This is a genomic window from Pseudomonas sp. LS_2 (assembly GCF_042709235.1).
GTDB lineage: Bacteria > Pseudomonadota > Gammaproteobacteria > Pseudomonadales > Pseudomonadaceae > Aquipseudomonas.
In genome coordinates this window covers 39,390-65,969 of sequence record NZ_JAVAYC010000016.1, presented here as the reverse complement: position 1 = coordinate 65,969, position 26,580 = coordinate 39,390, and the positions used below count along the sequence as shown (strand labels likewise).

The following is a 26,580-nucleotide window of genomic DNA, read 5'->3' as shown; positions in this document are numbered from 1 at the left end:
CCTTGCGGCGGCCCCTGGCTTCGATGCCCAGTGTTGGTGGATCTAGTTGTAGAAGTCTCAGCTGGTATACACAGGCCCCACGCCCAGGCCCCAGATGATCACGGTGGCGGCCATGATCGCCACCAGCACCACCAGCCCTACCGCCAGCACCGAGCTTGAAAACAGAAAACCTTCGTCGGTGGGAATGTTCATGAAGGTCGGCAGGCCCACATACAGCAGGTAGACGGTGTAGCAGATGGCAGCGGTGCCGATCAGCATGCCCAGCCACAGGTGCGGGTAAAGTGCCGCCAGGCCGCCGAGGAACAGCGGGGTGGCCGTGTAGGTGGCGAAGGCGATGCATTGCGCCATGCTCGGGTTGGCGTCGTAGGTGCGCGCCATCCAGTGGATGAAGGCGCCCATCACCGCCACCCCGGCGAGCATCGCCAGGTATGACATGATGCTCATCCATAGCGCGCTTTCCATGGTCAGCATTACCGCAGGCCTATCGCCGATCACCCAGCCGACCTGGGTGGTGCCGATGAACGCCGATACCGCCGGGATCGCCGCCAGGATCAAGGTATGGGTCAGGTACATATGGCTGATGCTTTCTTCCTCGCCACGTATCTCCTTCCATTCCTGGTCCGGATGGGTAAACAGCCCCAGAACGTGATGGATCATGCCGGTCACTCCTATCGTCGTTGCCAAACGCCCCCCCAATGGAGCGCCTGTGGCCCGAGGCCAGGACACCGAAGCAGCGGTAATATGGCCTTATGTCGCAGTATAGAAAGCGGATTACGGCATAAAACGCGGTTTTTAGAGCAAATCGCGCTGTCAGGCGCGGCCTTGATTCTTTATCGGAATGGCCTACGCCAACGCTCGGTTTGTGCGTAAAATAGCCGGCTTTTGTCACACCTCGCGGATTCAAGCGCCATGGGCACCCTTTCGGTCAACCAGAACAAACTGCAAAAACGCCTGCGCCGCCTCGCCGGCGAAGCCATCGCCGACTACAACATGATCGAGGATGGCGACAAGATCATGGTCTGCCTGTCCGGTGGCAAGGACAGCTACACCATGCTCGATGTTCTGCTGCACCTGCAGAAGGTGGCGCCGATCAGCTTCCAGATCGTTGCGGTGAACATGGACCAGAAGCAGCCCGGCTTCCCCGAGCACGTGTTGCCGGCGTACCTGAAGGAACTGGGCGTCGAGTACCACATCGTCGAAAAGGACACCTACTCGGTGGTCAAGGAACTGGTGCCCGAGGGCAAGACCACCTGCTCGCTGTGCTCGCGCCTGCGCCGTGGCACCCTGTACACCTTCGCCGACGAAATCGGTGCGACCAAGATGGCCTTGGGTCACCACCGTGACGACATCGTCGAGACCTTCTTCCTCAACATGTTCTTCAACGGCGCGCTCAAGGGCATGCCGCCGAAGCTGCGCGCCGACGATGGCCGCAACGTGGTGATCCGCCCGCTGGCCTACTGCAGCGAGAAGGACATCCAGGCCTATTCGGACATGAAAGCCTTCCCGATCATCCCCTGCAACCTGTGCGGCTCGCAGGAAAACCTGCAGCGCCAGGTGGTCAAGGACATGCTGGTAGAGTGGGAGCGCAAGCACCCAGGCCGCACCGAAAGCATCTTCCGCGCCATGCAGAACGTGGCGCCGTCGCAGCTGGCCGACCGCAACCTGTTCGATTTCACCAGCCTGAAGATCGACGAGAACGCCACCCCGCGTTTTCTCGACGTGCTGAACCTCTGACCCATGCGCGACTACCAGTGGCTGCATGAGTACTGCCTGAACCGCTTCGGCTCGGCTCAGGCGCTGGAAGCCTTCCTGCCGCAGCCGCGCACGTGCGCGCAGTTGCGCGCCATCAGCGACGACCGCTACCTGTCGACCCTGGCCCTGCGGGTATTCCGCGCAGGCCTCAAGCACAGCCTGGTGGACGCCAAGTGGCCGGCGTTCGAGCAGGTGTTCTTTGGCTTCGACCCGGAAAAGGTGGTGCTGATGGGCGCCGAGCACCTGGAGCGGCTGATGCAGGACGAGCGCATTATCCGCCACCTGGGCAAGCTCAAGAGCGTGCCGCGCAACGCACAGATGGTGCTCGACGTGCAGAAGGAGAAGGGCAGTTTTGGTGCCTTCATTGCCGACTGGCCGGTGACCGATATCGTCGGGCTATGGAAGTACCTGGCCAAACACGGCAACCAGCTGGGCGGGCTGTCGGCGCCGCGCTTCCTGCGCATGGTCGGCAAGGATACGTTCATTCCTACCGACGACATGGCGGCAGCGTTGATCGCGCAGAAAGTGATCGACAAGCAGCCCACCAGCCAGCGCGACCTGGCGTTGGTGCAGCAGGCGTTCAACCAGTGGCATGCCGAGAGCGGGAGGCCACTGTGCCAGCTGTCGGTAATGCTGGCGCATACCGTCAACCATTGATATCTGCGGTGCCCTCTTCGCGGGTAAACCCACTCCCATAGGATTCCCACTTATCTTGAGAGCAGTGGAGAGCCTGTGGGAGCGGGTTTACCCGCGAAGGCCGCACCGCCAACGTCAGCCCTATTCCCCCGCCAACCGCCGCTCATGCTGGAACTTCCAGCGCACATACAGCAGCCCGCTGACGAACAACCCCAGGCTCACCAGCACCTCGACCCAGCCGAACAGTGCTCGGCTCGGGTCGAACGCCGCCAGCACGCCCTTGATGAAATAGATGTTCACCACGAAGCAGGTCCAGGCATGTGCCCTGGCGCTGCCTTTGAGCATGCCCGGCAGCAACAGCAGCAGCGGGGTCAGTTCGATGGCCAGGATCACTTCGACCCGCGCGCCATGCAGGTTGGCGAACCACAGGGTGTTCACCGCCAGCAGGGCGATCAAGCCGAAGAAGCAGGCCAGGGCCAGCGCCCGTGTCACTCGCAGGCGCGGTGCCAGCCAGTCGAGGGACGGCAGCACCTTGGGCTTTTTAGCCACGCGGTTCACCCAAGGCCTTGGCGGTGTTCGCCAGGCGTTGGCCCAGTGCTCGGCACAGGGTGATTTCGTGCGGGTCGAGCTCGCGCTTGCCATCGGCCCCGGCGTGGTGGCTGGCGCCATAGGGCGTGCCGCCGCCACGGGTTTCAAGCAACGCCGACTCGCTGTAGGGCAGGCCCAGCACCAGCATGCCGTGGTGCATCAACGGCAGCAGCATCGACAGCAGGGTGGTTTCCTGGCCGCCATGCAGGCTGGCGGTGGAGGTGAACACCGCCGCCGGCTTGCCCACCAGCTCGCCGCCCAGCCACAGGCTGCTGGTGCCGTCGAGGAAGTACTTCAATGGCGCGGCCATGTTGCCGAAGCGGGTCGGGCTGCCCAGGGCGATGCCGGCGCAGTGGCGCAGGTCGTCGAGGGTGGCGTACAGCGCCCCGCTGGCGGGGATGTCCGGCGCCACGGCTTCGCATTCGGTGGAAATGGCCGGCACGGTGCGCAGGCGTGCTTCCAGGCCGGCCATCTCGACGCCGCGGGCAATGTGCCGGGCCATCTCGCTGGTCGAGCCGTGGCGGCTGTAGTACAGCACCAGGATGTAGGGATCGCTCACGGCAGGATCTCCAGGACTTTTTCCGGTGGACGGCCGATCACCGCCTGGTCACCCACGACCAGGATCGGCCGTTCGATGAGCTTGGGGTGCCGGGTCATGGCGTCGATCAACTGTGCGTCGCTGAGAGCCGGGTTGGCCAGCTCCAGTGCCTTGTATTCGTCTTCGCCGGTGCGCAGCAGTTGGCGTGCCGTGATGCCCAGCTTGCCGAGCAGGGCCTCGAGGGCAGCGGCATCCGGCGGGGTTTCCAGGTAGCGCACCACGGTGGGCGCCAGGCCACGTGCTTCGAGAAGCTCCAGGGCGCCACGGGATTTGGAGCAGCGCGGGTTATGATACAGGGTCAGGTCGGTCATGACGGGTCGCATCCAGCTGGGTGTGGCGGCTATTCTAACCACAGCGATCGACTTCAATGCTTGAAAAACTTAGAAGGATTGACCCATGGCAAGGCGTTTGGCAGCGGCATTGGCCATCACCGCAGGCTTGTTGCTCGGCGGCTGCGGTGCGGACTACGGTGTGGACCAGCACGGCACCACGGTAAAGGCCGAGCAGCTCGACGGGCACTGGCTGGTGCTCAACTACTGGGCAGAATGGTGTGGCCCGTGCCGCACGGAAATTCCTGAACTCAACGAGGCCGCCAAGCTGTGGAGCGCCGAGGGTATCAAGGTGGTGGGGGTTAACTTCGATGGCTTGCAGGGCGATGAGCTCAAGCAGGCGGTGCAGGCCCTGGGCATCGATTTCACCGTGCTGGCCCAGGACCCGGCCGAGCGGTATGAACTGCCACGCAGCGAAGCGCTGCCGGTGACCTACATCATCGACGACAAGGGCAAGGTGCGTGAGCAGTTGCTGGGGGAGCAGACCCTCGAAGGGCTGCAAGCCAAAATCAAGGCGCTCAAGGGCGGCGCCTGACTCACTGCCGGGGCCGCCAAGCAGCGGCCCCGATTTTGTCAGCCTTCCTCAGGCCAGAAGCGCAGTGGCTTGCCTTCACCCGGCCAGAAGCGTACCTGCTCGATCGGCGATACATCCCAGCGCTGCACGGTCTCCAGGGCCTGGAGGAAGCGCTTTTCCTGGTCCATCAGCGCCGGCGCGCACAGCTTGCGGGTCTTGCCGACCTTGCCGAAGCTCAGCCGGTCACCTTCCAGGGTGTAGCTGGCGAACCAATGGTTGCAGCCTGCATTGCCGTAGGCACGGCCATCGTTGGCCAGGGTCAGGGTCAGGTGGCTGTAGTCGATCAGTGGGTGTTCGCCGATCCACTCCAGCACGTAGCTGCGTTCCTGTTGCAGTTTCATGGGCTCGGCAGCACAGCCGAGCAGGGCGCTGGCGGCCAGCGCGACAGTCAACAGCGTTTTCACTGCGCACTTCCCTGGCAGGCGGGGCACAGGTGGCGCCCGTTTTCGTTGACCCAGCCCAGCTCGACGATGCGCGCGCTGGCGGCCGGTTGATGACCCTTCTTGCCCAGCTTGGCATCCACGGCGAACTCGAACTCGAGCGCTGCCTCGCAGGCGTCGCACTTGACCTTCCAGGTGAGGATTTCCAGCTCGTTGAACACCGGCCCGCTGGCCACCGCGACCCACTGGCCGCGCGGGTTGATCAGGTGGCGTACGGTGTCGACGCTCAGGCGCATGGACAAATCCTTGCTGCCCTTGAGCGTCACCAGCAGGACATCGCCTTTCTGGATCGAGCCGCCGTTACCGGTCACCTGGTAGCGCCCCGGCACCAGCGCGCGGCATTCGATCAGAGTGTGTTGCGGGTTGAATAGGGTGTAGCGGAAATCGTGCTCGACCATGGGTCCTCCAGAAATGCCGCGTATCCTAGCCTGTTACCCGGTTCTGCGCATTGCCTGCCGCCCAGTGGACGATGTTTTCCAGGGTGGTACTGGCGATGGCGTGCAGGGCCTCGTGGGTCAGGAACGCCTGGTGCGCGGTGACGATCACGTTGGGGAAGGTCAGCAGTCGCGCCAGCACGTCGTCTTGCAGTGGCAGGTCGGAGCGGTCCTCGAAGAACAGCTGTGCTTCCTCTTCATAGACATCCAGCCCCAGGTACCCCAGCTGGCCGCTCTTGAGCGCATCGATGAGCGCCGGGGTGTCGACCAGTGCGCCGCGTCCGGTGTTGATCAGCATCGCGCCGTGCTGCAACTGCGCAAGGCTCTGGGCATTGATAAGGTGGCGGGTGTGCTCGTTCAGTGGGCAATGCAGGCTGACGATGTGCGAGCGGCGCAACAGCTCGGGCAGTTCCAGGTAGAGGGCGCCGAGGGCCAGCAGCTCGGGGTTGGGAACAGGGTCGTAGGCCAGCAACTGGCAGCCGAAACCGGCCATGATACGGGCGAAGGCGGCGCCGATCTGCCCGGTGCCGACCACCCCGACGGTCTTGCCGTGCAGGTCGAAGCCGGTCAGGCCGTGCAGGGTGAAGTCGCCTTCGCGGGTGCGGTTGTAGGCCCGGTGCAAGCGCCGGTTGAGCGCCAGGATCAGCGCCACGGCGTGTTCGGCCACGGCATGCGGCGAATAGGCCGGTACGCGCACCACGGTCAGCCCCAGGCGTGTCGCGGCGTCCAGGTCGACATGGTTGTAGCCGGCCGAGCGCAGCGCGACCAGGCGCGTGCCGCCGCTGGCCAGGCGCTGCAGCACCTGGGCGTCGAGTTCGTCGTTGATGAACGCGCAGACCACCTCGAAGCCCTGGGCCAGGGGCGAGGTGTCGAGGGTCAGGCGGGCGGGTTGGAAATGCAGCTCCAGGGCGCTGCCGTTGGCCGCCTGGCTGAAGCTTTCCTGGTCGTAGTGCTGGCTGCTGAACAACAGGACGCGCATGGTCGGGCTCCTCGGGCTGGGAAGGGGCAGTTTAGACAGCCCTGGCAGACCGGTGTTGACCTGTGTCGGCCTCTTCGCGGGCAAGCCCGCTGCCGCAGGATTTGCGGCGCCCGTGCAGGAGCGGGCTTGTCGGCGAAGAAACCCGCGCGGTTCAAGCGCTCAGGTGCGCCTGCGCCGCCAGCCGGCTGATGGCCCGATCCAGCTCCTCGAGCGCCTGCAGGGCCTGGGGGTTGTCCTGCTTGAGCAAGGTTTCGCTGCGCTGGCAGGCAGCCCGCAATTGCGGCACGCCGCAGTAGCGCGAGGCACCGTTGAGCCGATGCACCTGCTCGATCATCGCCTCGCGATCGCCCGCATCCCGCGCCGATCGGATGGCCTCGCGGTCCCGCTCGAGCGAGGCCAGCAGCATCGCCAGCATGTCGGCCGCCAGGTCCGCCTTGCCCGCTGCCAGACGCAGGCCTTCCTCGGGGTCGAGCACCTTCAGTTCGTGATCGTCCGGCAAGCGTTCGTCGCTGCGCTCCTGGGGTTCGGCGCCCAGGCTCAGGCCGGTCCACTTCATCAAGACCTGGGCCAGCTGGCGTTCGCTGATCGGCTTGGTCAGGTAGTCGTCCATGCCGCTGTGCAGCAAGGCGCGCTTCTCATTGGCCATGGCGTGCGCGGTCAAGGCCACGATGGGCAAGGGTTGGCCGCTCTGGCTGCTCTCCCAGCGGCGGATCTGCTCGGTACAGGCGCGGCCATCCATGCCCGGCATCTGCACGTCCATCAGCACCAGGTCGTAGGCCTCGTCCTGCACCGCTTGTACGGCGGCATAACCGTTGTCCACCGCCCGCACCTCGGCACCCATGTCCTCGAGCAGGGTCTTGACCAGCAGCAGGTTGGCGGGGTTGTCATCCACGCACAGCACTTTGGGCACCGCGTGGCGGTTGCCCGCCCGGGGCTCGCTGCCGTGGCGGCTGGGTTGCACCAGCTCCACCAGCAGGCGGCGCAGCTTGCGCGTGCAGGTCGGCTTGGACATCAAGTGGCCATGGGCGTTGGGCAGGTACGGGTGGTACAGCGCCTGTTCGGTAGTCGGGCACAGCACCACGCATTGGCAGCCGAGGTGTTCGAGCTGCTGGTGGTAATGCGCCAACTGCTCGGGTGCAAGGTTGCCCAGGTTGGCGCAGAGCAAGGCGAACTCGAACGGCTGGCCAGCCTGGCTGGCAGCCTGCACGCCCTGCACCAGTTGCTCGAACGAGGCGAACAGGCTGACGCTCAGACCGCAGTCCTCCAGCTGGTGCTCGAGGGCCTGGCGCGCCAGTTCATGGCCATCGACGACCGCCGCGCGGCGCCCCAGCAGAGGTTGCAGCGGCAGCTCCTCGCCGTCGTCGTGGGCCTTGGGCAGGCTGAGGTTGATCCAGAACTGCGAGCCCTCGCCCGGTGTGCTGTCCACGCCTATCTCGCCGCCCATCTGCTCGATCAGGCGCTTGGAAATCACCAGGCCCAGGCCGGTGCCGCCGGGTTGGCGCGACAGCGAGTTGTCGGCCTGGCTGAAGGCCTGGAACAGCGTGCGCACGTCCTGCTGCGACAGGCCGATGCCGGTGTCCTGCACGCTGATGCGCAGTTGCGCGGTGTCGTCGTGCTCGTCCTCGACCATGGCGCGCACGACGATGGTGCCTTCGCGGGTGAACTTGATCGCGTTGCTCACCAGGTTGGTGAGGATCTGCTTGAGCCGCAGCGGGTCGCCCACCAGCGACAGCGGGGTGTCGCGGTACACCAGGCTGACCAGCTCGAGCTGCTTGGCGTGGGCGGCCGGGGCGAGGATGGTCAGGGTGTCCTGGATCAAGTCGCGCAGGTTGAACGGGATGCTGTCGAGCACCAGCTTGCCGGCCTCGATCTTGGAGAAATCGAGGATCTCGTTGATGATCCCCAGTAGGTTGTCGGCGGACTTCTCGATGGTGCCCAAGTAGTCGAGCTGGCGCGGGGTGAGCTCGCTCTTTTGCAGCAGGTGGGTGAAGCCGAGGATGCCATTGAGCGGCGTGCGGATCTCGTGGCTCATGTTGGCCAGGAACTCGGACTTGATCCGGCTGGCCTCCAGGGCCTCCTTGCGCGCCATGTCCAGCTCGATATTCTGGATTTCGATGGTTTCCAGGTTCTGGCGCACGTCTTCGGTGGCCTGGTCGATACTGTGTTGCAGTTCTTCGTGGGCATTGTGCAGGGTTTCGGCCATGCGGTTGATGCCGCCGGCCAGTTCGTCCAGCTCATAGCTGCCCATGGTCGGCAGGCGCTCTTCCAGGTTGCCGTCCTTGAGCTGGTTGACCGCATCCTTGATCCGCCCGATCGGGCCGTTGATCGCGCGGCTCATGCGCAACGCGAGCAGGGTAGTGAGGCTCAGGCAGACGAAGATCAGCACCAGGCTGGTGAACAGGTTACGGTAGCCGCGCAGCAAGGTGCCGTCGTGGGACAGCTCGATTTCCAGCCAACCCAGCAGGCGCTCGGCTTCGGCCGGCACGGCGTTGCCGGCCAGGTCGCGGTGGTGACCGAACACCGGCATCAGGTAGCGGGTGGCGTCATTGCCGGTGCGTTGCAGCAGTTCGGTGGTGCCGCCGCCGGTGGGCGGCGGGTTTAGCATGCTTGGGCCGGCGTGGGCCAGGCGCGAGCGGTCGGGAGCCAGAAAGGCCACTGCGCGCACATCGGCCTGTTCCAGAGCCTGGGAAGCGATGCGCTCAAGGTGTTCCGGCGCGAGCTTGGCCAGGGCCGGGGCGGCCAGGGGCGCCAGTTGCTCGGCGATCATCTTGCCGCGTTGCAGCAACTGGGTGCGTAACTCGTTCTGTTGCAGCCAGGTGAAATAGCTGCCCAGCACCAGCGCCATCAGGCCAGCGGGCAAAAGGGCCAGCAGCAGCACCCGGCTGCGTATTCCCAAACGATCGAGCACACTGGTCTCCTGTCATGTGCATGGTTGTGGCCGCCTGTGGCGTCACGCTCGGCGAACGTTACCCCGGTCGTGGGCTCAATGCACTTTTTTGTGCCACGGCCTTGCCGAAGTCGCTATATAGCTTGTAGCTATAGGCACTACAGATTGCGTGATATGGCCAGGAAAGGTTTGCCGGTATGATAGGCGCCCCTGCCGTCCGGATTGCGAAATACGCCATGACCATGCAGTACCCCACCATCGCCGATTGCGTCGGCAACACGCCCCTGGTTCGCCTGCAACGCATTGCCGGGCAGACCAGCAATACCCTGCTGCTCAAGCTCGAAGGCAACAACCCGGCGGGTTCGGTGAAGGACCGCCCGGCCTTGTCGATGATCACCCGCGCCGAGCTGCGCGGTCAGATCAAGCCCGGCGACACGCTGATCGAGGCTACCTCCGGCAACACCGGTATCGCCCTGGCGATGGCGGCGGCGATCAAGGGCTACAAGATGATCCTGATCATGCCGGACAACTCCACCGCCGAGCGCAAGGCCGCCATGACCGCCTATGGCGCCGAGCTGATCCTGGTGACCAAGGAAGAGGGCATGGAAGGGGCCCGGGACCTTGCCGAGAAGCTGCAGGCCGAAGGCCGTGGCCTGGTGCTCGACCAGTTCGCCAATGGCGACAACCCTATCGCCCACTACAACAGCACCGGCCCGGAAATCTGGCAACAGACCCAGGGCAGCATCACCCATTTCGTCAGTTCCATGGGCACCACCGGTACCATCATGGGCTGCTCGCAGTACCTCAAGGAACAGAACCCGGCGGTGCAGATCGTCGGCCTGCAACCGATGGAAGGCTCGGCCATTCCCGGCATCCGCCGCTGGCCGCAGGAGTACCTGCCGAAAATCTTCGACGCCACACGCGTAGACCGGGTGGTCGACATGTCCCAGCAGCAAGCCGAGGAAACCATGCGCCGGCTTGCCCGCGAAGAGGGCATTTTCTGTGGTGTGTCCTCTGGCGGTGCGGTGGCGGCCATGCTGCGCCTGTCGCAGGAAGTGGAAAACGCGGTGATGGTGGCAATCATCTGCGACCGCGGCGACCGCTACCTGTCCACCGGCCTGTTCGACGCAAACTGATGTCCAGGAAGAAAAGCAGCGGCGGCTTGCGCTTCCAGCCTGCAGGCGGCGAGCGCACGGCCCAGGTCCCGGTCGGCAAGAAACAGAAACTGGCTATCGAGCGCCTGGCCGGGGATGGCCGGGGCATCGCCTTCCTCGAGGGACGCACCTGGTTCGTCAGCGGTGCCCTGGCAGGCGAGGCGGTCGAGGCGCGGGTGCTCAATGCCCGTGGCAAGGTGGTCGAGGCGCGTCTGGAGCGTGTGCTGCAAGCCAGCCCTGAGCGCCGCGAGGCGCCTTGCCGGCACTATGCCCGATGCGGCGGCTGCAACCTGCAACATCTACCGCACGACGGCCAATTGGCGCTCAAGCAACGCACCCTCGCCGAGCAACTGCAGCGCGTCGCCAATGTCCAACCTGAGGCATGGGCTGCGCCCTTGGCCGGTCCGGAATTCGGCTACCGGCGCCGGGCGCGGGTGGCCGTGCGCTGGGATGCCAAGGCGCGTCAATTGCACGTCGGTTTCCGTGCCGAGGCCAGCCAGGACATCGTTGCCATCGACGATTGCGCGGTGCTGGTACAGCCCTTGCAAACGATCATGCGCCACTTGCCGACCGTGCTGCGCAGCTTGGACAAACCGCAGGCGCTGGGGCACGTGGAGTTGTTCAGTGGCAGTGCCGAGGCTGTGCTGCTGCGGCATGTCGCACCGCTGCCCAGCGAGGACCTGGCGCGCTTGCAGGCGTTCTGCGAGCAGGCCGGTGCCCAGCTGTGGCTGCAGGGCGAGGGTGAGCCGGCACCGCTCGAGGCCGGCGCGCAACTGGGCTTCGCTCTGGCCCCGTGGGGGCTGGAACTTGCCTGGCGACCGGGCGACTTCGTCCAGGTCAACGCCCAGGTGAATACTGCGATGATCGAACAGGCGTTGGCCTGGTTGGCACCGCAAGCGGATGAGCGGGTACTGGACCTGTTCTGCGGCCTGGGCAACTTCGCCCTGCCGCTGGCACGCCAGGCTCGCGAAGTGGTGGCGGTGGAAGGCGTGCAGGCGATGGTCGAGCGCGCCGCTGCCAATGCCCGTGACAACGAGGTGCATAACGCTCGGTTTTTTCAGGCCGATTTATCGCAGCCTTTGGCGGCTGCCGAGTGGGCCGAGGAAGGCTTTTCTGCGGTACTCTTGGACCCACCGCGCGATGGCGCCTTCGAAGTGGTGCAGGGCATCGCCCGACTCGGGGCGAAGCGGTTGGTCTATGTATCGTGCAACCCGGCCACGCTGGCGCGAGATGCGCAGGTGCTGGTCGAGCAGGGTTACCGGTTAAAAAGGGCCGGGATTCTCGACATGTTTCCTCAGACGGCGCATGTCGAGGCCATGGCGTTATTCGAGGTGGGCTGATCGCAGCCCTCTTGGTGCGGCTCCCATGGAAAGGGGGCAGCACGTTTGATTGCCAGTGCGTCCGCGTGGCGTGCTGTATGGAAAGGTATAGGAAACATGGTACAGGTGAGAGTGCACCAGCCGGTCAACACCGACGGCAGTATCAATCTCGATGCATGGCTGGATCATGTGGTAAGCGTCGATTCGGCGCTCGATCGCACGGCCCTCAAGGAGGCCTGCGAGTTCGCCCAGGAAGTCGAGAAGAAGGGCAACCCGGCCAAGCATTCCTGGGCCGACGGTACGTCCAGCTTCCAGGCAGGCCTGGAAATCGCTGAAATCCTCGCTGACCTCAAGCTCGACCAGGACTCGCTGGTCGCCGCCGTGATCTATCGCTCGGTTCGCGAAGGCAAGGTCACCCTGGCCGAGGTCGGCCAACGCTTTGGCCCGGTCGTCTCCAAGCTGATCGACGGGGTGCTGCGCATGGCTGCCATCAGCGCCAGCCTCAGCCCGCGCCAGTCGCTGGTACTCGGCTCCCAGGCGCAGGTCGAGAACCTGCGCAAGATGCTCGTGGCCATGGTCGATGACGTGCGCGTGGCACTGATCAAGCTGGCCGAACGTACGTGCGCCATCCGTGCGGTCAAGGCTGCCGATGACGAAAAACGCATGCGCGTGGCCCGCGAGGTGTTCGACATCTATGCGCCGCTGGCCCACCGCTTGGGGATAGGCCATATCAAGTGGGAGCTGGAAGACCTGTCCTTCCGCTACCTGGAGCCCGACCAGTACAAGCAGATCGCCAAGCTGTTGCACGAGCGCCGGCTCGACCGCGAGCGCTTCATCAGCGACGTGATGAACCAGTTGCAGAACGAGCTGCTGGCCACCGGCGTGAACGCCGACATCAGCGGCCGGGCGAAACACATCTATTCGATCTGGCGCAAGATGCAGCGCAAGGGCCTGGAGTTCAGCCAGATCTATGACGTGCGCGCGGTGCGCGTGCTGGTGCCGGAAATTCGCGACTGCTATACCGCGCTCGGCATCGTGCATACCCTGTGGCGGCACATTCCCAAGGAGTTCGACGACTACATCGCCAACCCCAAGGAGAACGGCTACCGCTCGCTGCACACCGCGGTGATCGGCCCGGAGGGCAAGGTGCTGGAGGTACAGATCCGTACCCACGGCATGCACGAGGAGGCCGAGCTGGGGGTTTGCGCCCACTGGCGCTACAAAGGCACCGACGTCAAGTCCAGCTCCAACCACTACGAAGAGAAGATCTCCTGGCTGCGCCAGGTGTTGGAGTGGCACGAGGAGCTGGGCGACATCGGCGGCCTGGCCGAGCAGTTGCGGGTCGATATCGAGCCGGACCGGGTCTATGTGTTCACCCCCGACGGCCACGCCATCGACCTGCCCAAGGGCGCCACGCCGCTGGACTTCGCCTACCGCGTGCACACCGAGATCGGTCACAACTGCCGCGGCGCCAAGATCAACGGGCGCATCGTGCCGCTGAACTACAGCCTGCAGACTGGCGAGCAGGTGGAGATCATCACCAGCAAGCACGGCAACCCTAGCCGCGACTGGCTGAACTCCAACCTGGGCTACGTCACCACTTCGCGGGCGCGGGCGAAGATCGTCCACTGGTTCAAGCTGCAGGCGCGCGACCAGAACGTCGCCGCCGGCAAGACCCTGATCGAGCGCGAGCTGAGCCGCCTGGGCCTGCCGCAGGTGGACTTCGAGCGCCTGGCCGAGAAGGCCAACGTGAAGACCGCCGAAGACATGTTTGCCGCCCTCGGGGCCGGCGACCTGCGCCTGGCGCACATGGTCAACGCGGCCCAGCAACTGCTCGAGCCCGAGCGCCTGGAGCCCGAGCTGGTTCCGCGCCAGGCCCGTGGCATTCGGGCGGGCAAGCGCGGCGATATCCAGATCCAGGGGGTGGGCAACCTGTTGACCCAGATGGCTGGCTGCTGCCAGCCACTGCCCGGCGATGCCATCGTCGGCTACATCACCCAGGGCCGCGGCGTGAGCATTCACCGCCAGGACTGTGCCTCGGTGCTGCAACTGGCGGGCAAGGAGCCTGAGCGGATGATCCAGGTGAGCTGGGGGCCGATCCCGGTGCAGACCTATCCGGTCGACATCGTCATCCGCGCCTACGACCGCCCGGGCCTGCTACGCGATGTATCGCAGGTGCTGCTCAACGAGAAGATCAACGTGCTGGCGGTGAACACGCGTTCGAACAAGGAAGACAACACCGCGCTGATGTCGCTGACCATCGAGATTCCCGGCCTGGATGCGCTGGGGCGCTTGCTGGGGCGCATCTCGCAGTTGCCGAACATCATCGAGACGCGGCGTAACCGTACGCCTTGAGACTGCGTCGCCTTCTTCGCGGGCAAGCCCGCTCCTACAGGTCTGCGACTAGCCTGTAGGAGCGGCCTTGCCCGCGAAGGGGTCTGCACCAAAGGACCTGCCATGACCTACACCCTCGACGACCTGCTACACCTGATGGCCCGTCTGCGCGACCCCAGGCACGGCTGCCCCTGGGACCTGCAGCAGGATTACGCCAGCATCGTCCCGCACACCATCGAGGAAGCCTACGAAGTCGCCGACACCATCGAACGCGGCGATTTCGAGCACCTGCAAGGCGAGCTCGGCGACTTGTTGTTCCAAGTGGTCTACTACAGCCAGCTGGCCCGTGAAGAAGGGCGCTTCGCCTTCGACGGCGTGGTCGACTCGATCACCCGCAAGCTGATCCGCCGCCACCCCCATGTGTTCCCCACGGGCGATCTCTACGCACCACTCGACACCCCAAGCCTGAGCGAGGCCCAGGTAAAGTCGCGCTGGGAAGAGATCAAGGCCGAGGAACGCGCCGAGAAAAGCACCCCCGAGCAGCTATCGTTGCTCGACGATGTGCCCGCCGCCTTGCCTGCACTGTCACGCGCGGCCAAGCTGCAAAAGCGCGCTGCCACGGTCGGTTTCGACTGGCCCGAGGCGCTGCCGGTGCTGGACAAGGTCCGCGAAGAGCTCGACGAAGTGCTGCAAGCCATGGCCGATGGCGATACTGACGCGCTGGAGGATGAAGTAGGCGACCTGCTGTTCGCCGCCGTCAACCTGGCCCGACACCTCAAGCAAGACCCGGAAAACGCCCTGCGCCGCGCCAACCGCAAGTTCGAGCGACGTTTCCGCTTTATCGAACAGGCATTGCGCGACAGCGGCCGACCGATCGAGAATTGTAACCTTGACGAGCTGGATGCCCTTTGGGGCGAAGCCAAGCGTCAGGAAAAGAACCTGCCCAGCTGCGGCTGAGCCGATGCATAAGTGAGTGAACACCTAATGAGCCTTTCCCTTCGCGATCAATTGCTCAAGGCCGGTCTGGTCAACCAGAAGCAGGTCTCCCAGACCAACAAAGCCGAGAAGAAACAAAAACGCCTGGAACACAAGGGCCAGGTCGAGGTTGACGACAGCCAGCGGCGCCTGGCCAAGGAAGCCATGGCCGACAAGGCCAGGAAAGACCAGGAGCTGAACCGCCAGGTCCAGGAAAAAGCCGAGCAGAAGGCGCGCGCCGCGCAGGTCAAGCAGCTGATCGAAGCCACCCGCCTGCCCAAGCTCACCACCGAGGACTACTACAACTTCGTCGACGACAAGAAGGTCAAGCGCATCGCCGTCAACGCCCTGATGCGCAGCAAGCTCAGTAGCGGCTCGCTGGCGATCGTCGCCCATGGCGGTGGCTACGAAGTGATTCCACGCGAAGCGGCGGTGAAGATCCAGGAGCGCGACCCCAAGCGCATCCTGCTGCTCAATACCCATGTGGAAGAGACGGACGAGGACGATCCGTACGCGGCCTACAAGATTCCTGACGACTTGATGTGGTGAAAAACGAAAACCCCGCCTAGGCGGGGTTTTTTCTTCAAGCCGTTGTTACTGGGCACTGCGCTGGTTTTCCTGCTGCTCCAACTCCAGGCGGTACTGCTGGGCCTGGTGTTCTTCATGGAACATGCCGACCAGTTGGCCTTGCTGGTAAACGTCCCAGATCCGCACGCCAGCGGCCAGGCCTTCGTGGGACATTTTCGATTCGTCGCGTTCGGTTACTTGGACAGTCATCGGTAAACTCCACTGCTTGAGTTGGCTGCGACACTGTGTCGCACAACTCATTTATAGAGTTTGTTAGCAGGCTAAGTAAGTAAAACCGCCATGAAACAATGTTCATCAAACGGCGAGCACAACGCCTCCCCCTGTGGAAGCGGGCTTGCCCGCGAACCAGGGCAGAGCGCTGGCCATTCACTGCGGGGCTGATTCGCGGGCGGATACGCTCCTTCAGAGATTGCGCCGGTCGTTGCAGGCCGACACTACCCCGGGAAAAAAGAAGCCCCGCACATGGCGGGGCTTCGAGGTTGGGCAAGGGAGGTTCAGCTACCCTTCACCGCCTTGCCATCGACCGTACCCTCTTGCAGCACGATCACGTATTCCTTGCCGTCAGTCTCGACCTGGCGCAGTTGCACCAACAGGTAATCCCAGTCCTTGGCGAACCACAGCTCGGTGATGCGCTTGCTCTGGCTCGGGTCGCGGACACGCTCGACCTTGATGGCCTCGACCTGGCCGGTCTTGGTGGCTACTTTCTCGGTACCGAGCACGCGGAAGTCATAGGTGTCGATCTCGTCACCGTCGACCACCTGGTAGGTCATGCTCTTCTTGCCGGCAGCCACGTCATGCTGCAACGCCAGCTGGTAGGACGACTTGTCCAATACGCCGCGGTTCAGCGGCAGGTCGACGGCGTCGCCGCGGTCGCTGCCGGTGACCTTCTTGCTGGCCCAATCGAAGCTCAGGTCGACCTTCTTTGCCTTGCCCAGGCCGCCACGCTCGAAGTGGTAGCTCTGTGGTTGCAAGGTGTCCTTGTCCATGCGCAGGGTGCTTTGCTCGGTCAGGCTGGCGATCATCATGGAGGCCTTGAAGTTCAGGCTCCAGGTACCGTTGGCGTTCTTTTCCAGGCTGCGCTCGGCGGTGCCGCTCATGGGCAGCTGTTTCCAGTCCGCGGTATAGCTGGCCGAGAAGGGTTTCAGGTCAGCTGCCTGGAGGGGCAGGGCGAGCACGGCGAGAGCCAAGAGCAGGGCGCGACGCATAATTTCTCCTAGGGTCGAATCAAGTGACCGCTGGCCGCCAGCGGCTGGCCATCCAGTAACGCACCCTGTTCGCCCAGACGCAAGCGTCCTTCGGCGAACCAGCGCACGGCCAGCGGGTAGATCTGGTGTTCCTGCTGGTGCACCCGCTGGGCGAGGGTCTGCACGGTGTCCTTCGTAGCAACTGGAACCACAGCCTGTACGACCAGAGGCCCGCCATCGAGTTCCTCGGTGACGAAGTGCACGCTGCAGCCATGCTCCGCATCGCCGGCGTCCAACGCCCGTTGATGGGTGTGCAGGCCTTTGTACTTCGGCAACAGTGACGGATGTATGTTCAGCAGGCGGCCATGGTAGTGGCGCACGAAGGTGCCACTGAGAATACGCATGAAACCGGCCAGCACCACGAGGTCGGGTTGGAAGCTGTCGACCAGCGCCACCAGCGCCGCATCGAAGGCTTCGCGGCCCTCGAAGCCACCGTGCTCGAGCACGGCGGTGTCGATACCGGCCGCCTTGGCCCGTTCCAGGCCGTAGGCGTCGGCGCGGTTGGAAATCACCGCGCGGATTCGCGCGGGGCCTTGCTGGGCGGCGAGGCTGTCGATCAACGCCTGCAGGTTGCTGCCGGAGCCCGACAGCAATACCACCACGTTACAGGTCTTTCCCGGCATCAGTGTGCCTTGAGGTTCTGCAGCTCGACCTGGGCAGCGCCTTCGGCAGCTTCGGCGATGCGGCCGATGACCCATGGCTGCTCACCTTCGGCGCGCAGTACGTTCAGGGCCGCGTCGACCTGGTCCTGGGCCACGCAGATGACCATGCCCACGCCGCAGTTCAGCACACGGTGCATCTCGTGCTCGTCGACGTTGCCTTTTTCCTGCAGGAAGTCGAACACCGCCGGGCGCTGCCAGCTGGCCACGTCGACCACCGCCTGGGCGCCTTTTGGCAGCACGCGCGGGATGTTGTCCAGCAGGCCGCCACCGGTGATGTGGGCCATGGCCTTGACTGCGCCGGTCTGCTTGATCAGTTGCAGCAGGGGCTTTACATAGATGCGGGTCGGCGCCATCAGCAGGTCGGCCAGCGGCTTGCCGTCGAGCTGGGTGTTCTCGATGTCGGTGCCGGACACTTCGAGGATCTTGCGGATCAGCGAGTAGCCGTTGGAGTGCGGGCCGGAGGACGGCAGGGCGATCAGCGCGTCGCCGGTGACCACCTTGGAGCCGTCGATGATCTCGGCTTTTTCCACCACGCCGACGCAGAAGCCGGCCAGGTCGTAGTCTTCGCCTTCGTACATGCCAGGCATTTCGGCGGTTTCACCACCGACCAGCGAGCAGCCGGCCAATTCGCAACCGGCGCCGATGCCGGTGACCACGGTGGCCGCTACGTCGACGTTGAGCTTGCCGGTGGCGTAGTAGTCGAGGAAGAACAGCGGCTCGGCGCCGCACACCACCAGGTCGTTGACGCACATGGCGACCAGGTCCTGGCCGATGCTGTCGTGCTTGTTCAGGTTCAGCGCCAGGCGCAGCTTGGTGCCGACGCCGTCGGTGCCGGAGACCAGCACCGGCTGCTTGTAGCCGGCCGGGATCTCGCAGAGGGCGCCGAAGCCGCCCAGGCCACCCATGACTTCAGGGCGTGCGGTGCGCTTGGCTACGCCCTTGATGCGTTCGACCAGTGCTTCGCCGGCGTCGATGTCTACACCGGCGTCTTTGTAGCTCAGGGAGGGTTGCTTGCTCATTGATCCAGGCCTTTAGGAGGGAGGGATTCGGGAAAACGACCAGCGCGGCCAAGGCCGGCTTGCGAAGCGGCGGCTGCCTGCACGTGACTGGTCTGCGAAGGCGCGCGATTTTATCAGGGTTGCCGGGCAGCGGCCATCCTCAGGCCGACGGGCTGGGTGGGAAATCGGTAAAAATCCTGTTCCAGGTGCTGTGGCTGGTTGCCATGGCACCTTCTGTATAAGCTGCAAGTCATAAGCTGCTAGTCGTTCATCTGGACAGGAATCCCCAATGCGTGTTCTCAACTACCTGGCAGCCGCCTGCCTGGGCCTGGTCGGGTCGATGGCCCAGGCCGAAAACGTCTCCGGCCTCTACCAGGTCCGCGAGCCCCTCGACGGGCAGGGCGGCGAGGCCCGTGCCCAGGCCACCGGCAAGGCCCTCGATACCCTGGTCCTGCGCTTGACCGGCGACCCCAAGGCGGTGCAGAACCCTGCCGTCGTGGCCTTGCGCAAGGACCCGCAACAAATCATCAACCAGGTCGGCACCGAGGCCGGGCCACCGGAAAGCCTGGTGGTGGAGTTCGACCCCGGCAGCACCGAGCGTGCGCTGCGCCAGGCGGGCCTTGCGCTGTGGGGCAGCAACCGGCCCTCGATCATTGGCTGGTGGCTGAACGACAGCGTCGAGGGCAGCAACCTGGTCGGCGACGGCCAAGCCAGCGCCGAACCCCTGCGCCGTGCCGCGCAGCACCGCGGCTTGCCGCTGCGCCTGCCGCTGGGCGACCTGCAGGAGCAACTGGTGGCCAATGCCAAGCAGCTCGAAGGCAAGGACCCGGCGCCGCTGCGCGAAGCCTCCGAGCGCTATGGCGCCGACGCGCTGTTGGCCGTTCATGCCCATGAAGCTGACGGCAAGTGGCAGGGCAAGTGGCAACTGTGGCAGGGCGAGCAACGCGAACAGGGCTCGGCCGAGGGCGCCGACCCGGCAGCCCTGGCCGATGCGGTGATGCTGGCGGTCAGCAGCCGCCTGGCGCCGCGCTATGTCACCCGGCCCGGTGCCAGCAGCGAGCTGCAAGTACAGGTGCAGGGCATGAACCTGCAACGCTATGCCGAGCTCAGCCGAGTGATGGAGCCCTATGGCCCTCGCTTGCAGATGGCCGACGGTGCGACCCTGACCTATGCGGTTACCGGCAACCGCGAGCAACTGCGCGCGCAGTTGGGTCTTGCCAAGCTGCACGAATTGCCTGCCGAGCCTGCGCCTGTCCCTGCGCCACAAGCCGCTACGGGGCAACCCGGTGTGCCCGATGTCGCTGCACCCAAGCCATTCGATGGCCTGCGGTTCGGCTGGTAAGGAGTGTCGGTAATGATGGACCTGCGCCGTTGGCTGTGGTTGGGGGTTGCTCTGCTGGGCGCCTTGCTGCTGTACGCTTTGCATAACATCCTGTCGCCGTTCTTGGTCGGCATCCTGCTCGCCTACCTGGCCGACCCGCTGGTCGACCGCCTGGAACGCCTGGGCCTGTCACGGACCTGGGGCGTGGTGGCAGTGTTCGGCCTGTTCACCTTGATCTTCCTGGCGCTGCTGCTGGTGCTGATACCGATGCTGGCCAAGCAGCTGGTGCGCCTGTACGAATTGGCACCGCAGATGCTCGACTGGTTGCAGCACAGCGCGCTGCCCTGGGTGCAAAGCCGCCTGGGCCTGGCCGATGGCTTCTGGAAGTTCGACAAGATCAAGGCCGCCATTGGCGAGCACATGGGCCAGACCACCGATATCGTCGGCGTCGTGCTTTCCCAGGCCACTGCCTCGAGTTTGGCGCTGCTGGCCTGGCTGGCCAACCTGGTGCTGATCCCGGTGGTGGGGTTCTACCTGCTGCGCGACTGGGACCTGATGATGGCCAAGCTGCGCAGCCTGCTGCCGCGGCAACGCGAAGAACAGGTGGTGGGCCTTGCAGGCGAGTGCCATGAGGTGCTGGGCGCCTTTGTTCGCGGGCAGTTGCTGGTGATGCTGGCGCTGGGCATGATCTACGCGGCAGGGTTGATGCTGGTGGGGCTCGAGCTGGGCCTGTTGATCGGCCTGCTGGCAGGGCTTGCGGCGATCGTGCCGTACATGGGGTTCATCATCGGCATCGGGGCTGCGCTGCTGGCGGGCTTGTTCCAGTTCGGCGGCGATCTGTACCCGATGCTGGCGATCGTCGCAGTGTTCATGGTCGGCCAGACCCTCGAAGGCATGGTGCTGACGCCGTTGTTGGTGGGCGATCGAATCGGTCTGCACCCGGTGGCGGTGATCTTCGCGATTCTCGCCGGCGGCGAGCTGTTCGGCTTTACCGGGGTGCTGCTGGCATTGCCGGTGGCGGCAGTGATCATGGTGCTGCTGCGGCATGTGCACGACCTCTATAAGGAGTCGGACATGTACAGCGGCGACAGCGACCCGCAGTTGTAGTCCAGGTTGCGCGGCCTGGCGTCCGCCAAGCCGCGCAACTTGTTGATTTTTCTAGCGCTATTTGCCACCCCGATTGTGCCGTTGGCGCTGCGGGTATAGACTTTGCACACCGTTCTCCAAAGGCACCCTCGTGGTCCTCGCGACCGTCAGCCAGCATGAAACCGATCCAGTTGCCCCTGGGTGTGCGCCTGCGCGATGACGCCACCTTCATCAACTACTATCCGGGCGCCAATGCCGCTGCATTGGGCTACGTCGAGCGGCTGTGCGAAGCCGACGCCGGCTGGACCGAGAGCCTCATCTACCTGTGGGGCAAGCAGGGCGTGGGCCGCAGTCACCTGTTGCAGGCCGCCACCCACCGTTTCCAGCAGCGCGGCGAGCCAGCGGTTTACCTGCCGCTGGCGCAGTTGCTCGACCGTGGCGTGGAGCTGCTGGACTACCTCGCTCAGTACGAGCTGGTGTGCATCGACGACCTGCATGTGATCGCCGGCAAGGCGGACTGGGAGGAATCGATGTTCCACCTGTTCAACCGCCTGCGCGACAGTGGCCGACGCTTGTTGCTGGCGGCCTCCAGTTCGCCACGCGAGCTGCCGATCAAGCTGCCCGACCTCAAGTCGCGCCTGACCCTGGCACTGGTCTTCCAGATGCGTGGCATGTCCGACGAGGACAAGCTGCGCGCCCTGCAACTGCGCGCCTCGCGCCGCGGCCTGCACCTCACCGACGAAGTCGGGCACTTCATCCTCACCCGTGGTACACGCAGCATGAGCGCACTGTTCGACTTGCTCGAACGCCTCGACCAGGCCTCGCTGCAAGCTCAGCGCAAGCTCACCATCCCCTTCCTCAAGGAAACCCTGGGCTGGTAAAGCCTTGAAAAACCTGGCCTAGAGCGGCAAAACGCAAAAGTCACATTTTCCCTAATAAAATTTGCAAATGGCCATGATAGAGGGCATAGTTTCCCCCTTCTAAAGGATTACAGACACGGCCGTGCCCATGCTCAAACGCTTCGCACCCCTCGTGCCACTCGCACTCGTGACCCTGCTTTTTGGCTGCGCGGCCCATGGCCCGGTTTCCCAGCCCCAGGTTCACCCTTCGGTCACCGCCCAATCGGCGGTCAAGTCCGATGTCGCAGCGTCTTCGGTATTCAGCGACGATGACCTCGCCAACGAAGATGACCTGCAAGCCTTCTCCAGCAACAAGCCTTACCAGCTGCCGGTCTTGGCCGACAGTATTCTGGAGCGCGGCAAGGAACTGATCGGCACCCGTTATCGCTTTGGCGGTACCTCGGCACAGTCCGGCTTCGATTGCAGCGGCTTTATCGGCTACTTGTTCCGCGAAGAGGCGGGCATGACCCTGCCGCGCTCGACCCGCGAGATGATAAACGTCGACGCCCCCAAGGTCGCGCGCAACAAGCTCAAGCCTGGCGACCTGGTGTTCTTCGCCACCAATGGCCGCGGCCGTGTGAGCCACGCCGGTATCTACCTGGGTGACAACCAGTTCATCCACTCCAGCAGCCGCCGCAGCGGTGGCGTGCGCATCGATAGCCTCGGTGACCGCTACTGGAGCAAGACCTTCATCGAGGCCAAGCGCGCCCTGGCCCTGGCGCCGACCACGATCTCGCGCAATTGATTTGATATCAAAATGCTGTAACCTGCCACGGCGGCGTAGCTGAAAAGCGCGTCGCCGTGCGCATTTACGAAAAGCGTCTAATCTAATTTCTCAACTCTTTTTCGCCTGTGGCCGTTGGCCGCAGACAGGAAGTTTTCGGCCATGGCGATGATGACGCGCTTCGCACTCCTTTCCTTGGTAGCCCTGCTCGCCGCCTGTTCGAGTCGCGCCCCGGCACCTGCCCCGGTGGTGCGGCCGCAGGTGACCTTCAATGAGCAGCCACCTTCCTCGCCCGCTGCCTACGACGTCCTGTTTCGTGCCATCGGGCTGGTCGGTACGCCCTATCGCTGGGGCGGCAACACGCCGGATTCCGGCTTCGATTGCAGTGGCCTGATCGGCTACGTGTATCGCGATGCCGCCGGCATCAACCTGCCGCGCACTACCCGCGAGATGATCGTGATGCGTGCGCCCAGCATCGACATGAGCGCCTTGCAGTCTGGTGACCTGGTGTTCTTCGCCACCAACGGCGGCGGGCAGGTGAGCCACGCCGGTATCTACGTCGGCGAAGGGCGCTTCGTGCACGCGCCGTCCACCGGCGGTACCGTGCGCCTGGACTACCTCAGCAACAGCTACTGGGCCAAGTCGTACCTGCAGGCCAAGCGGGTGCTGCAGGCTGGGCACCTGGCGCAGAACCCCTGACCCGCTAGCTTCTGCGCCATCACATTTATCTACCGCTGCGCCGACGTTCCAGTTGCCCAGCATGCCGCTCCTCGAGATCAAAACCTAGGAGTGCATCAATGAGCAGCATCAAGGAACGCGCACAGCGCAGCCTGGAAGCCCTGGATGCCGGGCGTCCGCTGGTCCGGCTGATCGACCAGGTCCTTGCGTCCTACCCCGACCCTTACATGCTGGCGCACAAGCAGGCGAGCCGTATCCTGCTCGCGCGTAGCGGCAAAGCGCTTGACCCGCGCTTCGTCTGGTGGCACCAGTTCCAGGGCGGGAGCGGCAGTGACCGGAGTTTCACGGGCTGGCAGCACAGCGGGACGCCGCGCAAGTCGAGCCATATCACCGAACTGGTGGTCAATCGCTTCGATGCTCACTTCCAGCAGGCTCCCGATGAGCTTGACCAGTATGGCGGGTTCTACCGCCAAGGCGCGCAGGCCGGCACCTTCAATGAGCGCAACGAGGTGGCGGTGCTTGGCAGTGCCGTGCAGCAGGACCTTTGGGCATTGGACTTTGCGGTCTACTACCGCGCCGAGATCGAGCGCTTCTGGAACACGCATAACCAGGATTTCCGCGTGCTGGCCAGGATCAACCTGCTGGGTCATGCGACCGTCGCCAAGCGTGACGGGCGAATCACCGCTACGGACTTGCAGCGTGTGCGGCAGATGGTCCACACCCAGCTACTGCCGACCCGGCTGCCGACCGTGGCCATCTTGTCGCAGGATCACACCTCGGGCCCTTTGACCGTCAGCCGCTACGCCATCGACCAGGTTGACCGGGCCGTTTTCTACAGCCTTGCCGCGGAAGATGGTCGTGTGCTGCTGTACCGCCCTTGGTCCAGCGAAGCATTGCAGGGTTTCGACTCCGAGCAAGCGATGGCGAGTTGGTTGCGCACCGAGTTGCAGGACACCACCGTCCTGGCAGCCTACCTGCGAGCCGCCCACGTCAGTGCCCGCGACCCCGATCGCATCGTGGCGGTCAGAACACATTTGAAGGGTATCGCCGACAGTGCCGACGAGCAGGCTGCCGCTGCCGTGCTCACCTTCCTGCGAAGGCCGGTAACGCAGAACCTGTTTGTCTACCTGGCCGATCTGGCTTGCCAGGAGATGCGCCAGAACGCCGACACGATACTGAGCAACGCAGATCTGCGCCGGGCCATGTGGAGTGGCTACCTGTCAGCCTTCCTCAGGGTGTTTGGCGGCTTCGCGCCGATGGGCTGGCCAATTACGCTGACCTTGCTAGGGGTCAGCGTCGCCAAGGTGGCGCTCGACGTGGAAACGGCCTTGACGGCAATGAGCACCAGCGAGCGTAAGCAAGCCATGCGCGAGGCCGTGCTTGATAGCCTGTTTGCGGCCCTGAACATGGTCGACCTTGGTTTTGCCTCGAGCTTCGCTTTGCTGTCCTATGAGGTCCCGGTCAGCGAACGCAACATTTCCCTGGCCAGCTGGGAGCCACAAGCGTTAGCTCCTGCTTTCCTGCAGCAGCAGGCGGCCAACCAAGTGCTCGATGGCGAGCTGGGGAGCTGGGGCAGGCTGCGCGAGGTGAGCATCGACAGCCAGGGAGGCTGCTGGATTCTTCTGGAAGGGGTGTCCTACCGGGTGCGCTACAGCCATGAGCTGGCGGTGTGGTTGATCGTTTCGCCCGACGCCCCATTCGCCTTCGGGCCGCTGCACCCGGTGCAGCTGGATGATGACGGGGTCTGGCGCCTGCTCGCGCCACCGCGCCTGGTCGGTGGTAACCCGCCGGTCGTCCAGGGCATGCCCAGCGTCACCTCGGAGTTCTGGAACCGCTACCTGCGGGTCGATACTGCGCAAAGTGGTGCACAATCGACGGCATCCTTGCGGCGGCAGAAGTCTCTGCTGCGAGACTGGCCGGTGCACGAACTGGAGCAGGGTGTCGCCCCGGCTGTGGACGAGAATGGCCTGGATTGCGTGCATGTCGATGGCGCCAAGCATTACTCGTACCGATACGGTCGGGATTACTACAACTCATTGATCGAGTACTACACCAGCGACGAGTCCAAGGTGAACGATGTGTTCCGTTCGGGGACCTACCGTTATGGCGACGAGGACGACTACATCAGCGACCTGGCCAACAGCCTCGAGGCGTTGCCCAAGAGCAACCAGGTCACGCTCTACCGCGGCGGGCACAGTGGTAGGGGGACCGGTGGCAATCGCTATCGCACAGGCGCGTTGCGGGTCGGCGATGTACTGATCAACACCGACATCACCTCCTTTACCGAGAACCCCTACAAAGTGGGCGAATTCGCCTCCACCGACAAGGCCCATGCACCCGCGGGCATGTCCGGTGTATTCGACGACAGCTCGATCATTTTCGAGCTGCCGGCCGGGTACTACCACGACGGTACCCCGATCAGCGCGTTCTCGCTGTATTGGGACGAAGGCGAAACCCTCTTCCTGCCGGGCAAGTACTTTCGTATCGACAAGCTGGAGCAGGTGCACGGCGAGCACTACCGGTTCATCCACGTCGTGCTCCGGCAAATCTCCGCCCCAGTGACTGGGCCGGTATACGACCTGCGCAGTGCCGAGCTGTTCGACCGTACACACTTCGTGTCGCGGATCAGGACGCCCGCCATCGTCGAACGCTTCTTTCCACCGCCAGGTGCCAGTGGCTCAAGCCTGCTTGAGCAATAGCGCCACGCCTGGGAAGTATTGCCCCAGCTCGTTGTGCAGCTTGCGCATGGCGTAGGGGAAGTACCAGGCGAGGGCGCAGGCGGTGTGCTTTTGCAGGTCGTCGACCAGGTCTTGCAGTTCCTCGGGGCTGGCATGCTGGCCAGCCTTCCAGGGGCTGACGAACAGCGCGCCGGCCTTGAGCTGGCTGGGGTAGGCGGCCTGGCGGGCGAGGGCGGTGGTTTCGCCCAGGGCTGCGGCCAGGTCGAGGCCGGCGATGCGCGGCCAGCGCTGGCTGGCACGCAGGTGAATGACCTGCTCGGCATCGGCGATGGACAGCTCGCAACGCCCCTCGCGCTCACCCTCATCGCGTTGTTTCTTGCTCTGGTACTGCTGCAACGCCACCAGCTCGGCCTGCCAGGCAGCAGCGGCGAGCAGGCCGGCGTTGGCGCCGACGCCATGCCAGTAGGGGGCTTCGTTGTCGCCATGGACTTGCTGGAAGCGATCGATGCAGTCGATCCAGCGCTCGAGGGCAGGGCGCAGGAATTCCAGGTGCGGGTTATGGATGATCAAGCCTTGCATGTGGCGCTCTCCTTGTCGTTATAGTCGCGAACAGCCAGGTGATGGCTATGTGATATCACTGCTTCGCTGTCGAGACAAGTCAAACCGTCGGTATCCAGGCGCCAAGGTCTTGACCGATGAGCTT

Annotated in this window: 27 protein-coding genes; 14 read left to right on the top strand and 13 right to left on the bottom strand. The window is 64.3% G+C overall.

Going from position 1 to position 26,580, the window contains the following annotated elements; genetic code table 11:
* Positions 1 to 57: 57 nt before the first annotated feature.
* Positions 58 to 657: a Yip1 family protein gene (locus tag RAC97_RS15985; RefSeq protein WP_375100281.1), complete on the bottom strand. Its 600-nt coding sequence runs from the start codon at positions 655 to 657 to the stop codon at positions 58 to 60.
* A gap of 252 nt (positions 658 to 909) precedes the next feature.
* Between RAC97_RS15985 and ttcA the strand changes: the two genes are divergently transcribed.
* Together ttcA and RAC97_RS15975 are read left to right on the top strand one after the other, a co-directional pair.
* Positions 910 to 1,734, top strand: coding sequence for a tRNA 2-thiocytidine(32) synthetase TtcA (ttcA, locus tag RAC97_RS15980; protein WP_375100280.1), 825 nt, complete (start codon positions 910 to 912; stop codon positions 1,732 to 1,734).
* 3 nt (positions 1,735 to 1,737) lie between these two features.
* Positions 1,738 to 2,409 carry a DNA-3-methyladenine glycosylase I gene (locus RAC97_RS15975; RefSeq protein ID WP_375100279.1) on the top strand — a complete coding sequence of 224 codons (672 nt, stop codon included), beginning with the start codon at positions 1,738 to 1,740 and terminating at the stop codon, positions 2,407 to 2,409.
* 120 nt (positions 2,410 to 2,529) lie between these two features.
* Here the strand turns inward: RAC97_RS15975 and RAC97_RS15970 are convergent, their stop codons facing one another.
* From RAC97_RS15970 to arsC, 3 genes are read right to left on the bottom strand one after another with little or no spacing between them, the layout of a single operon-like run.
* Positions 2,530 to 2,937: a DUF2069 domain-containing protein gene (locus RAC97_RS15970; RefSeq protein ID WP_375100278.1), complete on the bottom strand. Its 408-nt coding sequence runs from the start codon at positions 2,935 to 2,937 to the stop codon at positions 2,530 to 2,532.
* Positions 2,930 to 3,535: an NAD(P)H:quinone oxidoreductase gene (gene wrbA / locus RAC97_RS15965; protein ID WP_375100277.1), complete on the bottom strand. Its 606-nt coding sequence runs from the start codon at positions 3,533 to 3,535 to the stop codon at positions 2,930 to 2,932. Before wrbA ends, RAC97_RS15970 begins: the two co-directional genes overlap by 8 nt.
* A complete protein-coding gene (gene arsC, locus RAC97_RS15960; RefSeq protein WP_375100276.1) occupies positions 3,532 to 3,885 on the bottom strand; it encodes an arsenate reductase (glutaredoxin) in 354 nt (117 codons plus the stop codon). The genes wrbA and arsC overlap by 4 nt, the downstream gene beginning before the upstream one ends.
* An 85-nt stretch (positions 3,886 to 3,970) precedes the next feature.
* On the opposite strand from arsC, the gene RAC97_RS15955 reads away from it, so the two are divergent.
* A complete protein-coding gene (locus RAC97_RS15955) occupies positions 3,971 to 4,438 on the top strand; it encodes a TlpA disulfide reductase family protein (protein WP_375100275.1) in 468 nt (155 codons plus the stop codon).
* Between the two features lie 38 nt (positions 4,439 to 4,476).
* On the opposite strand, the gene RAC97_RS15950 is transcribed toward RAC97_RS15955, so the two are convergent.
* The 4 genes from RAC97_RS15950 to RAC97_RS15935 form a co-directional block, all read right to left on the bottom strand.
* Entirely contained in the window at positions 4,477 to 4,881 is a 405-nt protein-coding gene (locus RAC97_RS15950) for an META domain-containing protein (protein WP_375100274.1), read from the bottom strand.
* Positions 4,878 to 5,315, bottom strand: a complete 438-nt coding sequence (locus RAC97_RS15945) for a hypothetical protein (RefSeq protein WP_375100273.1) — start codon at positions 5,313 to 5,315, stop codon at positions 4,878 to 4,880. Before RAC97_RS15945 ends, RAC97_RS15950 begins: the two co-directional genes overlap by 4 nt.
* A gap of 25 nt (positions 5,316 to 5,340) precedes the next feature.
* A complete protein-coding gene (locus RAC97_RS15940; protein WP_375100272.1) occupies positions 5,341 to 6,330 on the bottom strand; it encodes a 2-hydroxyacid dehydrogenase in 990 nt (329 codons plus the stop codon).
* Positions 6,331 to 6,481: 151 nt separating this feature from the next.
* Positions 6,482 to 9,238, bottom strand: a complete 2,757-nt coding sequence (locus RAC97_RS15935; RefSeq protein ID WP_375100271.1) for a response regulator — start codon at positions 9,236 to 9,238, stop codon at positions 6,482 to 6,484.
* 215 nt (positions 9,239 to 9,453) lie between these two features.
* Between RAC97_RS15935 and cysM the strand changes: the two genes are divergently transcribed.
* The 5 genes from cysM to RAC97_RS15910 all read left to right on the top strand — a co-directional run bounded on the left by cysM (position 9,454) and on the right by RAC97_RS15910 (position 15,548).
* Positions 9,454 to 10,353, top strand: coding sequence for a cysteine synthase CysM (gene cysM / locus RAC97_RS15930; RefSeq protein ID WP_375100270.1), 900 nt, complete (start codon positions 9,454 to 9,456; stop codon positions 10,351 to 10,353).
* Positions 10,353 to 11,711, top strand: coding sequence for a 23S rRNA (uracil(1939)-C(5))-methyltransferase RlmD (rlmD, locus tag RAC97_RS15925; protein WP_375100269.1), 1,359 nt, complete (start codon positions 10,353 to 10,355; stop codon positions 11,709 to 11,711). The genes cysM and rlmD overlap by 1 nt, the downstream gene beginning before the upstream one ends.
* A gap of 96 nt (positions 11,712 to 11,807) precedes the next feature.
* Positions 11,808 to 14,045, top strand: coding sequence for a GTP diphosphokinase (relA, locus tag RAC97_RS15920; protein ID WP_375100268.1), 2,238 nt, complete (start codon positions 11,808 to 11,810; stop codon positions 14,043 to 14,045).
* A 102-nt stretch (positions 14,046 to 14,147) separates the two neighbouring features.
* Complete coding sequence (mazG, locus tag RAC97_RS15915) at positions 14,148 to 14,981, top strand: nucleoside triphosphate pyrophosphohydrolase (RefSeq protein WP_375100267.1); 834 nt, start codon at positions 14,148 to 14,150, stop codon at positions 14,979 to 14,981.
* Between the two features lie 27 nt (positions 14,982 to 15,008).
* Positions 15,009 to 15,548, top strand: coding sequence for a DUF2058 domain-containing protein (locus tag RAC97_RS15910; RefSeq protein WP_375100266.1), 540 nt, complete (start codon positions 15,009 to 15,011; stop codon positions 15,546 to 15,548).
* A gap of 45 nt (positions 15,549 to 15,593) precedes the next feature.
* Here the strand turns inward: RAC97_RS15910 and RAC97_RS15905 are convergent, their stop codons facing one another.
* From RAC97_RS15905 to purM, 4 genes are all read right to left on the bottom strand, one after another.
* Positions 15,594 to 15,776, bottom strand: coding sequence for a hypothetical protein (locus tag RAC97_RS15905; protein WP_375100265.1), 183 nt, complete (start codon positions 15,774 to 15,776; stop codon positions 15,594 to 15,596).
* A 305-nt stretch (positions 15,777 to 16,081) separates the two neighbouring features.
* Positions 16,082 to 16,792, bottom strand: a complete 711-nt coding sequence (locus tag RAC97_RS15900; RefSeq protein ID WP_375100264.1) for a DUF3108 domain-containing protein — start codon at positions 16,790 to 16,792, stop codon at positions 16,082 to 16,084.
* An 8-nt stretch (positions 16,793 to 16,800) separates the two neighbouring features.
* The gene (gene purN / locus RAC97_RS15895; RefSeq protein WP_375100263.1) at positions 16,801 to 17,454 is read right to left on the bottom strand and encodes a phosphoribosylglycinamide formyltransferase; all 654 of its coding nucleotides are present in this window, start codon (positions 17,452 to 17,454) and stop codon (positions 16,801 to 16,803) included.
* Positions 17,454 to 18,512, bottom strand: a complete 1,059-nt coding sequence (purM, locus tag RAC97_RS15890) for a phosphoribosylformylglycinamidine cyclo-ligase (RefSeq protein WP_375100262.1) — start codon at positions 18,510 to 18,512, stop codon at positions 17,454 to 17,456. The genes purN and purM overlap by 1 nt, the downstream gene beginning before the upstream one ends.
* A 268-nt stretch (positions 18,513 to 18,780) precedes the next feature.
* Between purM and RAC97_RS15885 the strand changes: the two genes are divergently transcribed.
* From RAC97_RS15885 to RAC97_RS15860, 6 genes are all read left to right on the top strand, one after another.
* Positions 18,781 to 19,833, top strand: coding sequence for a DUF2066 domain-containing protein (locus RAC97_RS15885; protein WP_375100261.1), 1,053 nt, complete (start codon positions 18,781 to 18,783; stop codon positions 19,831 to 19,833).
* Between the two features lie 12 nt (positions 19,834 to 19,845).
* The gene (locus RAC97_RS15880; protein ID WP_375100260.1) at positions 19,846 to 20,919 is read left to right on the top strand and encodes an AI-2E family transporter; all 1,074 of its coding nucleotides are present in this window, start codon (positions 19,846 to 19,848) and stop codon (positions 20,917 to 20,919) included.
* Between the two features lie 155 nt (positions 20,920 to 21,074).
* Positions 21,075 to 21,779 (top strand): DnaA regulatory inactivator Hda, encoded by a 705-nt coding sequence (gene hda, locus RAC97_RS15875; RefSeq protein ID WP_375100259.1) that lies wholly within the window; start codon positions 21,075 to 21,077, stop codon positions 21,777 to 21,779.
* A gap of 127 nt (positions 21,780 to 21,906) precedes the next feature.
* Entirely contained in the window at positions 21,907 to 22,542 is a 636-nt protein-coding gene (locus tag RAC97_RS15870; RefSeq protein WP_375100258.1) for a C40 family peptidase, read from the top strand.
* Between the two features lie 141 nt (positions 22,543 to 22,683).
* Positions 22,684 to 23,220 carry a C40 family peptidase gene (locus RAC97_RS15865; RefSeq protein ID WP_375100257.1) on the top strand — a complete coding sequence of 179 codons (537 nt, stop codon included), beginning with the start codon at positions 22,684 to 22,686 and terminating at the stop codon, positions 23,218 to 23,220.
* 98 nt (positions 23,221 to 23,318) lie between these two features.
* On the top strand, positions 23,319 to 25,898 hold the full coding sequence (locus tag RAC97_RS15860) for a dermonecrotic toxin domain-containing protein (protein WP_375100256.1): 2,580 nt from the start codon (positions 23,319 to 23,321) through the stop codon (positions 25,896 to 25,898).
* Here RAC97_RS15860 and RAC97_RS15855 read toward each other — a convergent pair.
* Positions 25,878 to 26,456, bottom strand: coding sequence for a hypothetical protein (locus RAC97_RS15855; RefSeq protein ID WP_375100255.1), 579 nt, complete (start codon positions 26,454 to 26,456; stop codon positions 25,878 to 25,880). The two genes, RAC97_RS15860 and RAC97_RS15855, sit on opposite strands and share 21 nt — an antisense overlap.
* Positions 26,457 to 26,580 lie beyond the last annotated feature (124 nt).